We start from the raw sequence: 14,585 nt of genomic DNA on the forward strand, positions 1-14,585 counted from the left end.
GGGTTTATTCATGATTGGCCTGTTTATCCTTTTTGAAGCTATCAATCACCATCAAGGCTGCACCAATACATATCGCTGAGTCCGCGATATTAAATGCGGGGTAAAACCAAATGCTTTGGTAATGAACCTGAATAAAGTCGATCACATGGCCAAACACCATTCGATCTATTGCATTGCCTAATGCCCCGCCCAAGATCAAGGCTAAAGCGGTGGCGTAGCGTTGTTCGGCTTGGTGCTTTTTCAGCAAAAACACGATGACCACAGACACAATCAAGGCCAAGCCAGTAAAGAAGTGCCGTTGCCAGCCACCTGCGTCGGCCAAGAAAGAAAAAGCCGCGCCGGGGTTGTAGGCAAGGGTCAGATTAAAAAAACCGGGAATAATGGATTTAATCTGGTGCATTTCAAATATCGCTTCGATCCAGTGCTTGCTGATCTGATCGATCAGCAGCACTAGCGCCGCCAAGCCCAAATAGCCACTAAACCGCTTTGGGCATAAAGACTTAAGCATGAGCACGAACCTCGCCTGCGCCATGCAAATTGTCATCGCAACGTGCGCACAGTGTTGGGTGTGCGGCAATCGTCGATACGGTGGGGTGGTAATGCCAGCAACGCTCGCATTTCTCTTGTGTTGAAGTCGATACCTTGATGTTGAATTCGCCTTCAATCAATTCTGCTTTCGAGGTGATCAAGACAAATTTTAACTCGTCGCCCAGTGCTTGCAGTGCGGCGAGTTTGTCGCCATTGGCTGCAATCACAACTTCCGCCTGCAAGCTAGAGCCCAAATCACCTGCGGCGCGGAGGACTTCAATGTCTTTTTGTGCTTGGGCGCGCACTTCACGTACCAGCGCAAATTGCTGGTTGAGTTGCTCTGCATCGCTCACGGTTGGAACGACGTACCAAGCGTCAAGGAATACGCTGTCATCTTTGCCATTGAGTACTTCCCATACTTCATGTGCGGTGAAAGAAGTGATGGGTGCCAGCAAACGCACCAAGGTTTGGGTGATGTGCCACAGCACGGTTTGTGCCGAGCGACGTCCTTGGCTATCTGCTCCCATGGTGTATAGGCGATCTTTGATGATGTCCAGATAGAACGAGCCCAATTCTTCCGAGGCGTAAGCGGTAATATCCTGTACCGCCAAATGGAATTCATATTTATCGTAGAAAGCCGTGACGCGATCTTGGAACGCGGCCAGTTGCACCAAAGCGTAGCGATCTAGCGTGGTCAAGTTTTCTACGGCAACTGCGTTTTCAGCTCTGAAATCGCTCAGATTGGCCAGCAGGAAGCGCAACGTATTGCGGATGCGGCGATAGCTATCTGCAGTGCGTTTCAGGATTTCATCTGAAATTGACACTTCGCCGGAGTAATCAGTACTTGCAGTCCACAGACGCAACATATCCGCGCCCATTTGGTTGATGACCTGCTGTGGCGCAACGACATTGCCTTTGGATTTCGACATTTTCATGCCTTTACCATCTACGACAAAACCATGGGTCAGCAATTGCTTGTACGGTGCGTGGCCGACGGTGGCGCAAGCGGTTTTCAGTGAAGACTGGAACCAGCCGCGGTGTTGATCTGAGCCTTCAAGGTATAGGTCTGCAGCTGGGCGGCTGTCGTCGCCATGGTTAAGGTCTTCGCGCTGCTTCACCACCGCAAAGTGCGTCGAGCCTGAGTCAAACCATACATCGATGGTGTCTTTTAATTTCTCGTAATGCGCTGCGTCATCGCCGAGCAATTCAGCGGCATCGAGCTTAAACCAAGCCTCAATCCCTTCTTGTTCGATACGCTGCGCCACTTGTTCGAGCAATTCAGTTGAACGTGGGTGCAATTCGGCCGTTTCTTTATGGATAAAGAATGTCATCGGCACGCCCCATGTACGCTGGCGTGAAACGCACCAGTCTGGGCTGTTTTTGATCATTGCTTCCAGGCGCGCACGGCCCCAGGCAGGGAAAAACTCAGTCGCATCAACCGCGCGGTTGGCTTTGTCGCGCAAAGTCTCAGAGCCCACTTGTTTATCCATGCCGATAAACCACTGTGTGGTGGCACGGAAAATCAGTGGCGTTTTGTGGCGCCAGCAGTGCGGGTAGCTGTGTTCGAGTTTTTTGTTCGACAGCAGCGCGCCGCGTTCCTCAAGCAAAGCCACAACTTTCGGGTTGGCTTTCCAGACGGTTTCGCCGGCGAAGTGTTCGGTCGTTGAAATATAGCGACCATCGTTGGCAACTGGGTTATCAACTGGAAGGTGATATTTCAGGCCGACTTGATAGTCTTCCAAGCCATGCGCTGGCGCAGTGTGAACAAGGCCCGTGCCGGCTTCAGCGGTCACGTGTTCGCCACAAATAATCGGCACTTGGCGTGACAAGAACGGGTGTTGCAACATCAGGCCATTGAGCGCCGCGCCTTTGGCTTGGGCGATAACTTCATTGGCATCGATATCGTAACGTTTGAGTGCGGCTTCAGCCAATTCGCGAACCAAGATTAGCAAGCCTTTTTCGGTCGCGATCAAATCGTAGGTGAATTCTGGGTGAACTGAAACCGCCTGGTTAGCTGGCAGTGTCCAAGGCGTGGTAGTCCAAATCACCGCTTGCGCACTGAGATCGCCAACATTGACACCGCCAAAGGCTTTCGAGAGTGCATCTTTATCGACCACTTGGAAACCAACGTCGATCGCGGCAGACACTTTATCTTCGTATTCAACTTCAGCTTCGGCCAGCGCCGAGCCACAGTCCACGCACCAGTGAACTGGTTTTTGGCCTTTCACCAAATAGCCGTTGTGATGAATTTTGCCCATTGTGCGAACGATGTCGGCTTCGGTTTTGAAGTTCATCGTCAGGTATGGATTATCCCAGTCGCCTAAAACACCGAGACGGATAAAGTCAACTTTCTGGCGCTCAACTTGCATCGCGGCGTATTCGCGGCACAGTTCGCGGATAAATGAGCTTGGCAAGTGGATGTCTTTTTCATCCAAACCATTGGCTTTACGATATTCAACAATCCGTGAGTGAATCACTGGGTTGGCTTTGATCGCGTCTTTGTCCGATTTCACCAGTTTTTCGATCTGATGTTCGATCGGCATGCCGTGGCAATCCCAGCCGGGCACGTAAGGTGCATCAAAACCGGCGAGGGATTTTGATTTTAAGATGATGTCTTTGAGGACTTTATTCATCGCATGGCCGATATGGATGTCGCCATTGGCGTACGGCGGACCATCATGCAGAATAAATTTAGGACGGCCTTGCGCTTTCGATTTGGCGCGCAATTTTTGGTAAATCTGGCCGTCTTGCCATTGTTTCAAAAAGCCTGGTTCACGTTTGGCCAAATCGCCACGCATTGGGAATGGCGTGTCGAGTAGGTTGACTGGGTATTTATTCGCTGGCTTGTCGCTCATCGCAATCTCTTTATTCAATGTATTTATTAATTAGGTTTGTTTGCTGCGAACCAAGCACGAGCCTGCTCACAGTCCACGCCGATTTGGGCAATCAGCGTATCAAAATCGGGGTATTTCTCTTCGTCGCGCAATTTAGCTAAGAAATCGATACGTAAATGCTGACGATAAATCACACGGTCAAAATCAAAGATGTGGACTTCCAACTTGGGCGTTAAGTCTCCGCCGTGAATGGTCGGTCTAAATCCGAGGCTGGCCACCCCTTGGTAGGTGCGCTCTAAACCGTGTATTTCAACAACAAATATACCAAGAAGTGGCGGTCGGTTGTGCTTTAGCTGGATATTGGCGGTGGGGAAACCGAATTTTCTGCCGAGTTGCTCGCCGCCGACCACTCGGCCAGAGATCGAGTAAGGGTGGCCCAGTAAACGCGCCGCATGCGCCATCTCGCCATTTTGCAGGGCTAATCGCACCGCGGTGGAAGATACACGTTCACCTTGAAATTCGTGCGTGATCAGGCTGTCGCAGTCAAATTGATTTTGCTGTTTGAGTAATTCGAAATCACCGGCTCGTTTGGCGCCAAAGCGAAAATCATCCCCCACCAGTACGTATTTGGCATTGATTTGCTGGCTGATGATGTGATCACGAAAATGCTCGGCGCTGAAGGACGCAAACTTGGCGTTAAAGCGCTGTACGATCAAGTAATCAACACCCGCAAGACTTAAAAGTTCGATCTTTTCTCGCAAACTGGTCAGTCGTGCAGGTGCGGTGGCGGGGGTAAAGACCTCGCGCGGATGGGGTTCAAAGGTCATCACAACACTGGCCAAGCCACGTTCTTTCGCTGCGCTATTGAGGCGTGCCAGCATGCTTTGATGGCCGAGATGCAGGCCATCAAAATTGCCAATGGTTAAGGCTGATTGCGGAAGAGGTTGGTGCGGTGTGCCGCGAAATACATGCATGCGTCGTCTGTTTTTTTGGCAAGAAAATGAAAAAATGGCGCATAAATACGCCACTTTAGTGGGTTGTTATTCTAACTTGCACGGCGTTTTTTGTCAGAAATATCCCGCGGCCTCAGGAGTTAATCTGCCAGCGCCCAGCTTTCTAATGTGGGCTTGAGTTACATTACGGCCCGACTTCAACAAGTCCACCTGCTTGCGCGGTGCCACTGAGGATCAAGTTACCCCCCACCCGTACCCTCACGACAGCTCCTTCTGCTGCGTTGCTGAGCGCTATACCTTCGTTGTGTATTTCGAGTCCATCTTCGCGATAGACTACCTTGACCCTTTGATTTTGCTGAATCACGATGGCAGCGCGTAGTTGCTCTTTACGAATGGGCTGTCCAGCACTGACGGCGGTATTGAGCGTGCGACCAATGGCTTGGTTGGGCTCCAAAATCACCGAGCCGGGCAGGGTGCCTAGATCGCCGCGCTGCACCATGAGATCAGCTTCGCCGAGGGTTTGATTTGCGCCCATAGGACGAGCTGCGGTGACGTATTGCACCTGCATGCTAATTTGAGTCGGCGCATTAATGCTCCAGCTCGCCCCTTCGATGCATTTAACGCGCAGCATGGTTTTGCCGATCAGGCGATAACCTTGCGGTAAGCCAATCTCCATCAAGTTACAAGCATCGAGCTGAAGTTTCGGGTCGAGCTTATTGACTGAATAGGAGGGTACGCCTGGGCTATTGGCCAGCGCAGCTTCTAGCCATTGTTCGATTTCCTTTTGCACGATATTCAAGTCTTGTTTGGCAGGACCTGCCAATGAAATAGTGCAGAGCAATGAAACTGCGAGGGCGAAGATATATTTTTGCATGCGCAAATTATATGCGCATCTGTTGGCATCGCCTACAATCGTTGTTTTGGAAATAATCGGATTTACATCATGCTGGAGTTGTTGTTTGGAATTTCAACCTTGGTTGTGCTGCTGACCGGCGTTTTGGTTGTTGCCCGGTTGCATCAACTTGCCAGCAATCAGCGCGAAGTGCTTGATACATTGACGCAGGATTTGGAGACCAAGCATCGTGAAATGCTATCCGATTTGCAGGCGGGGTTAAGTAAGCAGGCCGAATCGCTGCACGCAGGGTTAACCCAACACGGCAGCCTGCTGCATGAAGCGGTAAATCGCTCAGGTGATCGCTTGCGCGATACGATGAGTGAGTCATTTGAGCGTTTGCGCGCTGGGGTTGGCAATGAAATGAAGGCCAGTCGTGAGTCGATGGCGAGCTTGCAAAATGCGCAGGGCACCGCTTTGGCGGATTTGCGATTGTCCCTTGTAACGAGCCTGGGCGAGACGCGTGAGCAGACTTTGAAGCAATTGGGCGAAATTTCCGCCTCACTGCAGACCAAACAAGATGCCTTGCGTGAAGATATGTTGCTGAAATTATCGACCATGCTGGCCGAGCAATCGAAGCGCGAAATGGAGCAGCTGCAAGCAGCACTACTGCAGTCTTCACAAACCTTAACCGCCAGCGTGGCTGAGTTGACCAAAGCAACGGACACTCGTTTGGGTGAGATTTCGGGCAAAGTGACCGAGCGACTGGATGAAGGCTTTAAGAAAACCAACGAAACCTTTGCCAATGTGATGGCGCGGTTAGCAACGATTGACGAAGCGCAGAAAAAAATCGACGGGTTGACGACCAATGTGGTGAGTTTGCAGGAGTTGCTCGGTGATAAGCGCAGTCGCGGGGCGTTTGGCGAGGTGCAGTTGGAACACCTGATTAGTAATGTGTTGCCAGCACAAGTGTATGAATTGCAGGTGAGTCTGCCCGGCGGTGTGCGGGTCGATTGTTTGCTCAAATTGCCCGAGCCAACGGGGACGGTTGCGGTGGATTCGAAATTTCCGCTCGAAAATTATCACCGCATGTTCAGTAATGAAGTCGATAAGATCGTCGCTACCCGCCAATTTAAGGCTGACGTGAAAAAGCACATCGACGATATTGCGAATAAATACATCGTACCGAATGTTACTGCCGATGGTGCGGTGATGTTTATTCCCGCAGAAGCGGTGTTTGCCGAGATTCACGCCTACCACCCCGAGTTGGTACAACATGCGATGGCGCGACGCGTCTGGATCGTGTCGCCAACCACGTTGATGGCGGTACTTAATACGGCGCGGGCGGTAATTAAAGACGTTGAAACGCGCAAGCAGGTGCACATTATCAAAGATGCACTCGGCAAGCTCTCGCAAGAATTTAGCCGCTTTGACGATAGGATGAAAAAATTGGCGACGCATATTCGCCAAGCGCATGATGATGTGCAGCAAGTTAGCATTACCAGCGACAAAATCTCGAAACGTTTTATAGAGATCGAGCAGGTGCGTCTATCGGGTGAGAGTGATCCACTACTGGTTGATGTTGTGAACTAAATCTAGGTATTTCTTTTTAGGCCTTATCTGTAAAGGCTTTTAGCTACATACCTGTTGATTTGTTGATTAGATTTAGCCCGTACTGAGTTCGCTTTGTACGGGCTTTCCGCTATTTGACCTCGTAGTCACTTCATTTTTGCTACAAACAATGCGCCTTGCTGATTCACAGCATCGTCACATCGGGTTAAAATGCACAGGATTTGCTGTATATCAATAAGAACTGCAAAGATTTACTACCCTCCACACTCCTAAAAAGGTATCGCCGTGTTAGTAGCCTACCGTCAACATGTCGCCGAGCGCGCCGCGCAAGGCATTGCACCACTGCCACTGTCTGCACAACAAACTGCTGATTTGATTTCATTGCTGCAAAACCCGCCTGCTGGCGAAGAAGCATTTTTGGTTGAATTGTTGACTCACCGCGTTCCTGCTGGTGTGGATGACGCAGCCAAAGTTAAAGCGGCTTTTCTGGCGGCTGTAGCTGCAGGCACAGAAACCTGTGCTTTGATTTCTCGCGCCAAAGCCACTGAATTGCTCGGTACGATGTTGGGCGGCTTTAACATCAAGCCACAGATCGACTTGCTCGGCGACGCAGAAGTCGGCAGCATCGCTGCGGAAGGCCTGAAAAAAACGTTGTTGATGTTCGATTATTTCCATGACGTGAAAGAATTGGCAGATGCTGGCAATGCTAACGCTAAAGCCGTACTGCAATCTTGGGCTGATGCTGAGTGGTTCACTAGCCGCCCAGAAGTGCCATCACAAGTGACTGTGACCGTATTTAAAGTGACTGGCGAAACCAACACTGATGATTTGTCGCCAGCGCCAGACGCATGGTCTCGCCCAGACATTCCATTGCACGCCTTGGCCATGTTGAAGAACCCACGCGAAGGCATCGTTGCTGATCAGCCAGGTTCTGTAGGCCCAATGAAACAAATCGTTGAGCTACAGAAGAAAGGTCACCCAATCGCTTACGTGGGCGACGTGGTAGGTACTGGTTCTAGCCGTAAATCAGCGACTAACTCAGTGCTGTGGTGGACCGGTGAAGACATCCCATTCGTTCCAAACAAACGCTTTGGCGGTTACTGCGTTGGCGGCAAGATCGCACCGATCTTCTTTAACACCATGGAAGACGCTGGCGCATTGCCAATCGAGTTCGATGTCACTAATCTGAATATGGGCGACGTGATCACGATCTACCCATACGACGGTAAAGTTGAAAAAGACGGTCAAGTTGTAACGACTTTCAGTCTGAAAACTGAAGTCTTGCTCGATGAAGTACGTGCTGGTGGCCGTATTAATTTGATTATTGGTCGAGGTTTGACGTCAAAAGCGCGTGAAGCTTTGGGCTTGCCAGCTTCAACAATCTTCCGTCTGCCGCAAGATCCAGCTGCTTCGACTAAGGGTTTCTCTCAGGCGCAAAAAATGGTCGGTCGTGCTTGTGGCTTGCCAGAAGGCCAAGGTGTGCGCCCAGGCACTTACTGCGAACCAAAAATGACGTCGGTTGGTTCGCAAGACACCACCGGCCCAATGACCCGCGACGAGCTGAAAGACTTGGCTTGCTTGGGTTTCTCAGCTGATTTGGTAATGCAATCGTTCTGCCATACTGCGGCTTATCCAAAACCTGTAGACGTGAAAACTCACCACACCTTGCCAGAATTTATCCGCAATCGTGGCGGTGTTTCTCTGCGTCCAGGCGATGGCGTGATTCACTCATGGCTGAACCGCATGTTGATGCCAGATACTGTGGGCACTGGTGGTGATTCGCACACTCGTTTCCCTATCGGCATTTCATTCCCAGCGGGTTCTGGCTTGGTAGCCTTTGCTGCTGCAACTGGCGTGATGCCACTCGACATGCCTGAGTCTGTGCTAGTTCGCTTCAAAGGCCAATTGCAACCAGGCATCACTTTGCGTGACTTGGTCAACGCAATTCCGCTTTACGCGATTAAGGCAGGTCTGTTGACCGTAGCGAAAGCGGGCAAGAAAAACATTTTCTCTGGCCGTATCCTCGAAATCGAAGGTTTGCCAGACTTGAAAGTTGAGCAAGCATTCGAGTTGACCGATGCGTCTGCTGAACGTTCTGCTGCGGGTTGCTCTGTTCGCCTGAACAAAGAGCCAATCGCTGAATATCTGCAATCAAATATCGTCTTGCTCAAATCAATGATCGCAAACGGGTACGGCGATGCGAAAACATTGGCGCGTCGCGTGAAAAGCATGGAAAGCTGGTTGGCTAACCCAAGCCTGATCGAACCTGATGCAGATGCAGAATACGCAGCTGTGATCGAAATCGACTTGGCCGATGTGAAAGAGCCAATCTTGGCATGCCCGAACGATCCAGATGATGTGAAGGTATTGTCTGAAGTCGCCGGCACGAAGATTGATGAAGTATTCATCGGTTCTTGCATGACCAATATCGGTCACTTCCGTGCTGCGGGTAAATTGCTCGAAGGCAAGCGTGATCTGCCAACTAAATTGTGGATCGCGCCACCGACGAAGATGGACGCTCAGCAACTGACCGAAGAAGGCTACTACGGCACCTTCGGTGCAGCAGGTGCGCGGACTGAAATGCCGGGCTGCTCTTTGTGCATGGGTAACCAAGCGCAAGTTCGTGAAGGCGCAACAGTGGTTTCAACGTCAACGCGTAATTTCCCAAATCGCTTGGGCAAAAACACGAATGTGTTCTTGTCATCGGCTGAATTGGCAGCGATTGCTTCACGTTTGGGTCGCATCCCAACTGTTGAAGAGTACATGGCTGATGTTGGCGTGCTCGATAGCAAATCATCAGAAGTTTATAAATACCTGAACTTCAACCAAATCGATACCTATCAAGCAGAAGCTGACTCTGTTCAGGTCTAATATCTAAAGTAGTAGTGATTTAAGCACCAAGAAAAACCCCGTCAATATTGGCGGGGTTTTTTATTGCCTCACGTAAGCCTTGTCTCTGGGTTTTCTTGGGTATTGCTTTGAAATCCAATATACAAAATGTTTCTAGGGCAATACCTGTCGTGTGGTGGCGAGATGTTAGTTGCTATCTAAGATGGCTCGTTCAAAAACAGATTGCAGTGGCCGAGCATTCATCGCAAATTCACGTTTAAAGCGAGAAATTTGTTTGGCCGAAATTTGCAGCGGCTGCTTCAATACAAACCAGCGCACACCTTCGGAGCAAGGCGGCGTGGTTAATGAACCCATAAAGGTCCAATAACTTTGATTGCCCGGCAGCAAGTTGGCCACATTGTATTGAATGTCGTCAAAAATGCGGGTTTCTTTGTGCTCGGTCGGAAGCTTTTGCCAGAATTGATTAAATAGTGGGTTGTCTTCCTTGCCTTGGTTGATCAATAGGGCGACAACTGCCAATTGGCCAGCTTCATTTTTGTGTACCAAATGCGCCACCATTGGGTAGCGCTTGCCGCCGATGGCTTCTTCACTGGGCGTATGAAAGTGAAATTGCAGCAATTGGTATTTGTCTGAGCCGATCGTTAAAAAGCTACCCGAATCATAGTTGAGCTGAATGGTGTGGCCATTGTTTTGAATGTTGAGCTTGCTCGGCTGATAGCTAAACTGCAGCCGATCTAGCGATTGGGAATAGGTTTCGGTGATGTTAATGGGCGACTGTTGAGTGCCGGATTTACAAGTTGCAAACTCAGGCTTCATATTGCCCCAATTGTTGGGCCCCGTGCTGCCTTCATAGCTCCAATGTGATGGGTCGTGAGCCGCTGCTTCGTGTTTGGTTTTTTTGTTGCTACTGTGGGGGTCGTTGGCTTGGGCTGCCAGTGAAAGGATAAGGAATAATAGGGCGCATAAATTGGCGGGTCGTGATGGTGGGCGCATACTGAGTACTCTTGCAATGTTAGTTTGTCTATTTTAGTCAGGACTTACGTGTACACCCAATTTTTTCTGGTGATTTGACCGACTTATTGAGCCATATCGACGATATAATCCTTTCACCCTGTGTTTTGATGGAAAACTGATGTTGCAGATTGAAGGGCCAACTTTTGAGAGTACTTTGCCCTTTGCGTGGCAAGCTGGGGTGTTTAAGTCAAGCGCCACTGAGTGGGAAATTGTTCGCTATCTGATGGTGTTGGCTGATTTTGAGCAAACGCCCGTATCGATTGAGTTGGCGCAGGCCAAGCAAGACCTGCTTTTGCTCTGGCTGGCGAAAAATCAAAGTATTTCATTGCCTAACGCACAGCAAGTGCAGATGGGGCTATCGCAAGTGAGTTGGTTGAATCACGAACCGATAGAGGTGGGTAGTACCGGCGCTATACAATTTGCTTTTTCCGCCTTATTTCCATTTTTACTTAAGCTCAAGGTCATTGTGATTGCTTGTACGCCAGTGCAGGCTGGGCATCGCGTTATCGTTCAGTTCTGCGATTTAAGCCCCGTAGTACAGGATCAAATTGAGCAAACTATTTTTCGCTATCACCGCCGCGCAATTCAAAACGCCAAGCAGACCAATTTATGAATCTGATTAAATCTATTCCTGCCGCCTGGCAAGACGCTGTCACTGGATTGGCCTCTGAGCCAAAAATTGCTGAGTTAGAGAAATTTTTGTGCGCTGAAGTGGCCGAGCACGCTGTCTTTCCACCGCCGCAATCGTGGTTTTTTGCGCTGGAAACTCTGCCGCCAGACGACGTAAAAGTGGTGATTTTAGGGCAAGACCCATATCACGGCGCTGGCGAAGCGCATGGCTTAGCCTTTTCAGTACCCAAGGGCGTGAAAACACCGCCTTCACTCCGTAATATCTGGCAAGAGTTGGCGCAAGATCAAGGTATTACTGCGCCACCGCATGGCAATCTAGCTGGCTGGGCGGCGCAAGGCGTGTTATTGCTCAATACTGCTTTTTCGGTGCGAGCAGATTGTGCCGGTTCGCATGGAAAACAGGGCTGGGATTTGATCAGCAATGCACTGATTGAGTATCTTTCACGGACGCAATCCAATATTGTGTTTTTGCTTTGGGGGGCTCACGCGCAAAAACGCGCTAAGCTTATTGATGCACACCGCCATTGCATTATGCAATCAGCGCATCCCTCGCCTTTATCGGCCTATCGCGGATTCTTTGGTTGCGCCCATTTTTCACAGGCTAACGCATATTTACAATTGCATCAAAAGACCCCTATTGATTGGGCAAATGCTTAAGGTTTAGAGATGAATTTAATCGCTTTTGATGTTGGCGGTACACAAATTAAATACGGGATTGTCACCGAAAATGGTGAGGTTATATCGGCGGCCTTGTTTGATACGCCAAAATATAGCGGCGGAGCAGGCTTGGTGAGCGTTTTGATTCGCCTGGCCCGTGAGTTAATGGCGAAATATACCGTGGCGGGCGTGGCCATCAGTACATTTGGCTTGGTGGATGCTAAAAACGGCGTGATCATCGGCGCAGCAGAAGCAATCGATGGCTACACAGGTACACAGCTAAAGGCTGAGCTTGAACTTGCGCTGCAACTGCCTGTTGCCGTAGATAACGACGTCAACTGTGTGGCGATGGCTGAAGGTTGGCAGGGCGCCGCAAAAGGGGTGGGCAACTACATCGCTGTCGCAATAGGCACTGGCATCGGTGGCGGTATCGTCATTGATGAGCGAATTTATCGTGGCCATCGTGCCGCTGCGGGCGAATGGGGGTATATGCGCATCGATGGATTGATCTGGGAAGACCATGCGTCTATGCGCGGCTTACAAAATAGCGTAAATCAATCAATTGATTCGGCCGAGCCACTCGACGGCAAGGCGATATTTGCCCTATATGATCAAGGCAATACCCAAATTCAAGCGATTGTGCAGGCATGGTTTAAACTACTGGCTCGCGGCTTGGCGAATTTGATTTATGCCTTTAACCCCGAGCGTATCGTGATCGGCGGCGGCATCACCGCGCGTGGAGCGCAATTTCTTCATGAATTGACGAGTGCGGTGCAGACTGAATTGCAGCCTGATTTCCAAGAAATGACCCAAATCGTATTGGCGAGTGCTGGCAATCATGCCGGAATGATCGGTGCGAGCAAAAACTGGCTCAATACTTACCAAACGAAATAGATGAGTAATTCATATTTTTTATTGCAATTGCGAGCGAGCTAATTTTGAAAATCATTCTGAATCATTTGGGTTTTGAGCCCAATAATCGTAAAACTGCTTTGATTGAAGCTGCGGCAGATCAGCTCAAAGGTAAGAGTTTTACTGTTTATGACGCCAATATGCGTTTGGCAGTACACCGAGGCGCCATCGTTGCAATGGGGACAGTCGGCAACTGGACCAAAAATGGTGTGAAGCGCCATTACTGGCAAGCTGAATTTACCGCGTTAAACACGGTTGGCGAGTATTTTATCGCGATCGATGAAGTGACGCCGCCCTTGGCATCTCAGTCATTTAAAATAGCCAATCACTTAATGGGTGAATTGCTATTGTCCGATATCGTACATTACATCAAAGGGCAGCGTTGCACGGGCATTTTTGATGCGGCAGATCACGCGGCTCTCATCGTCGGCGGCGACACTCGCCGTGATGTGCATGGTGGCTGGTATGATGCTTCGGGCGATGCTTCTAAGTACCTGTCGCATCTGTCATTTGCGCAATATATGAATCCGCAGCAAACGCCACAAGTGGTGTGGAATCTGGTTGATGGTCTCCAAAGTTTGTCATCACGCCCAGTCTGGCTTGAGGACTATGTGCAACAGGGTTTGATCCCTGATGACGCAGAAAAAATCGCGTTCTTTAATAAATGGTTTTATGAACGGATTACGGATGAAGCATGTCACGGCGCCGATTTTCTGGTGCGCATGCAAGCCGAGCAGGGTTATTTTTACATGACCGTGTTTGATCAGTGGAGCAAAGATGTTACACGCCGTGATATTTGTGAATACAAAACGCAAAAAGGCGATAAGTACGCAACTTATCAAGCAGCTTATCGCCAAGGCGGTGGCGCAGCGATTGCCGCCTTGGCGCGAGCCTCGACGTTGGAGCGCGATGGTGAATTTAGCCGCGCAAACTATTTGCAAGCAGCGCAAAAGGGATTTGCTGATCTAGAAGCGAATAATCTGAGCTACCTTGAGGACAGCGTTGAAAATATCATTGATGAATACTGCGCTTTGCTGGCCGCGAGCGAATTATTCGCAGTCAGTGGTGATGCCCAGTATCAAGTTGCCGCGGAGCAGCGAGTTCAGCAATTATTGGCGCGCCAACAAGCTGAGGGTTGGTTCATTGCCGATCATTTGGCGCAACGTAGTTTCTTCCACGCTGCTGAAGCAGGCTTGCCCTATATTGCATTGATTCGCTTTATCGAGGTTTGCCCAGGTAGTGAATTGATCGGCAGTATCAAAGCTGCGCTGCGTAAAGCGTATGCTTATGAATTGAAAATTACCTATGACGAAGTGAATAACCCATTCGGGTATCCTCGTCAATACGTTATGCAGAATGGCGTTGCTGGCAATACCCAATTCTTCATTCCGCATGACAATGGTACTGGTTATTGGTGGCAAGGTGAAAATGCGCGCTTGGGCTCTATTGCGGCAGCCGCTGCCCGAGCTCAAAAATTGTTTGCTGATGACGCAGCCTTCGTGGCGCAACTGGCGGTTTATGAGCAAGCGGCTTTAGATTGGGTGCTGGGTAATAATCCATTTGATGCCTGCATGTTGCAAGGCTGGGGGCATAATAATCCCCGCTATGAGCCGGGGTTTTTTAATGCCGCGGGCGGTGTTTGCAATGGCATTACCAGTGGGCTCGATGATGAAACCGATATCGATTTCAGGCCTTCTGAGCAGGCCACGATGGCAAATAGTTGGCGCTGGACCGAGCAGTGGATGCCGCATGCTGCTTGGCTATTTTTAGCATTGTGCGCACGTATGAATAAAGGACAATAAG

At 49.9% G+C, this 14,585-nt stretch carries 11 protein-coding genes; 6 read left to right on the forward strand and 5 right to left on the reverse strand.

The annotated features are described in order from the left end of the window. Positions 1 to 4: 4 nt before the first annotated feature. The 4 genes from lspA to flgA all read right to left on the reverse strand — a co-directional run bounded on the left by lspA (position 5) and on the right by flgA (position 5,189). Positions 5 to 508 (reverse strand): signal peptidase II, encoded by a 504-nt coding sequence (lspA, locus tag HQ393_RS04305; RefSeq protein WP_179357619.1) that lies wholly within the window; start codon positions 506 to 508, stop codon positions 5 to 7. Next, complete coding sequence (ileS, locus tag HQ393_RS04310) at positions 501 to 3,383, reverse strand: isoleucine--tRNA ligase (RefSeq protein ID WP_179357620.1); 2,883 nt, start codon at positions 3,381 to 3,383, stop codon at positions 501 to 503. The genes lspA and ileS overlap by 8 nt, the downstream gene beginning before the upstream one ends. A gap of 26 nt (positions 3,384 to 3,409) precedes the next feature. Then, the gene (locus HQ393_RS04315) at positions 3,410 to 4,336 is read right to left on the reverse strand and encodes a bifunctional riboflavin kinase/FAD synthetase (RefSeq protein WP_179357621.1); all 927 of its coding nucleotides are present in this window, start codon (positions 4,334 to 4,336) and stop codon (positions 3,410 to 3,412) included. Between the two features lie 163 nt (positions 4,337 to 4,499). Further along, a complete protein-coding gene (gene flgA, locus HQ393_RS04320) occupies positions 4,500 to 5,189 on the reverse strand; it encodes a flagellar basal body P-ring formation chaperone FlgA (RefSeq protein ID WP_179357622.1) in 690 nt (229 codons plus the stop codon). 69 nt (positions 5,190 to 5,258) lie between these two features. Between flgA and HQ393_RS04325 the strand changes: the two genes are divergently transcribed. Together HQ393_RS04325 and acnB are read left to right on the forward strand one after the other, a co-directional pair. Beyond that, positions 5,259 to 6,740 (forward strand): DNA recombination protein RmuC, encoded by a 1,482-nt coding sequence (locus HQ393_RS04325; RefSeq protein WP_179357623.1) that lies wholly within the window; start codon positions 5,259 to 5,261, stop codon positions 6,738 to 6,740. A gap of 264 nt (positions 6,741 to 7,004) precedes the next feature. Next, positions 7,005 to 9,590 (forward strand): bifunctional aconitate hydratase 2/2-methylisocitrate dehydratase, encoded by a 2,586-nt coding sequence (gene acnB, locus HQ393_RS04330; RefSeq protein ID WP_179357624.1) that lies wholly within the window; start codon positions 7,005 to 7,007, stop codon positions 9,588 to 9,590. Between the two features lie 165 nt (positions 9,591 to 9,755). Here the strand turns inward: acnB and HQ393_RS04335 are convergent, their stop codons facing one another. Beyond that, positions 9,756 to 10,562, reverse strand: coding sequence for a carbonic anhydrase (locus tag HQ393_RS04335; RefSeq protein WP_179357625.1), 807 nt, complete (start codon positions 10,560 to 10,562; stop codon positions 9,756 to 9,758). A gap of 139 nt (positions 10,563 to 10,701) precedes the next feature. Here HQ393_RS04335 and HQ393_RS04340 point away from each other — a divergent pair, with 139 nt between their 5' ends. Genes HQ393_RS04340 through HQ393_RS04355 form a run of 4 tightly spaced genes read left to right on the forward strand, consistent with a single transcriptional unit; the run spans position 10,702 to position 14,584 of the window. Next, the gene (locus HQ393_RS04340; RefSeq protein ID WP_179357626.1) at positions 10,702 to 11,196 is read left to right on the forward strand and encodes a PilZ domain-containing protein; all 495 of its coding nucleotides are present in this window, start codon (positions 10,702 to 10,704) and stop codon (positions 11,194 to 11,196) included. Then, positions 11,193 to 11,870, forward strand: coding sequence for a uracil-DNA glycosylase (ung, locus tag HQ393_RS04345; RefSeq protein ID WP_179357627.1), 678 nt, complete (start codon positions 11,193 to 11,195; stop codon positions 11,868 to 11,870). The genes HQ393_RS04340 and ung overlap by 4 nt, the downstream gene beginning before the upstream one ends. A 9-nt stretch (positions 11,871 to 11,879) precedes the next feature. Then, complete coding sequence (locus HQ393_RS04350; RefSeq protein WP_179357628.1) at positions 11,880 to 12,764, forward strand: ROK family protein; 885 nt, start codon at positions 11,880 to 11,882, stop codon at positions 12,762 to 12,764. 44 nt (positions 12,765 to 12,808) lie between these two features. Then, positions 12,809 to 14,584 (forward strand): glycoside hydrolase family 9 protein, encoded by a 1,776-nt coding sequence (locus HQ393_RS04355; RefSeq protein WP_179357629.1) that lies wholly within the window; start codon positions 12,809 to 12,811, stop codon positions 14,582 to 14,584. Position 14,585: the final 1 nt, after the last annotated feature.

Origin of the sequence: Chitinibacter bivalviorum (assembly GCF_013403565.1) — a bacterium.
Classification (GTDB): Bacteria; Pseudomonadota; Gammaproteobacteria; order Burkholderiales; family Chitinibacteraceae; genus Chitinibacter; species Chitinibacter bivalviorum.

Coding starts and splice junctions, on each gene's coding strand:
- ileS (WP_179357620.1), bottom strand. CDS start 3,383: ATGAGCGACAAGCCAGCGAATAAATACCCAGTCAACCTACTCGACACG.
- HQ393_RS04315 (WP_179357621.1), bottom strand. CDS start 4,336: ATGCATGTATTTCGCGGCACACCGCACCAACCTCTTCCGCAATCAGCC.
- HQ393_RS04350 (WP_179357628.1), top strand. CDS start 11,880: ATGAATTTAATCGCTTTTGATGTTGGCGGTACACAAATTAAATACGGG.
- ung (WP_179357627.1), top strand. CDS start 11,193: ATGAATCTGATTAAATCTATTCCTGCCGCCTGGCAAGACGCTGTCACT.
- HQ393_RS04340 (WP_179357626.1), top strand. CDS start 10,702: ATGTTGCAGATTGAAGGGCCAACTTTTGAGAGTACTTTGCCCTTTGCG.
- flgA (WP_179357622.1), bottom strand. CDS start 5,189: ATGCAAAAATATATCTTCGCCCTCGCAGTTTCATTGCTCTGCACTATT.
- HQ393_RS04335 (WP_179357625.1), bottom strand. CDS start 10,562: ATGCGCCCACCATCACGACCCGCCAATTTATGCGCCCTATTATTCCTT.
- HQ393_RS04325 (WP_179357623.1), top strand. CDS start 5,259: ATGCTGGAGTTGTTGTTTGGAATTTCAACCTTGGTTGTGCTGCTGACC.
- lspA (WP_179357619.1), bottom strand. CDS start 508: ATGCTTAAGTCTTTATGCCCAAAGCGGTTTAGTGGCTATTTGGGCTTG.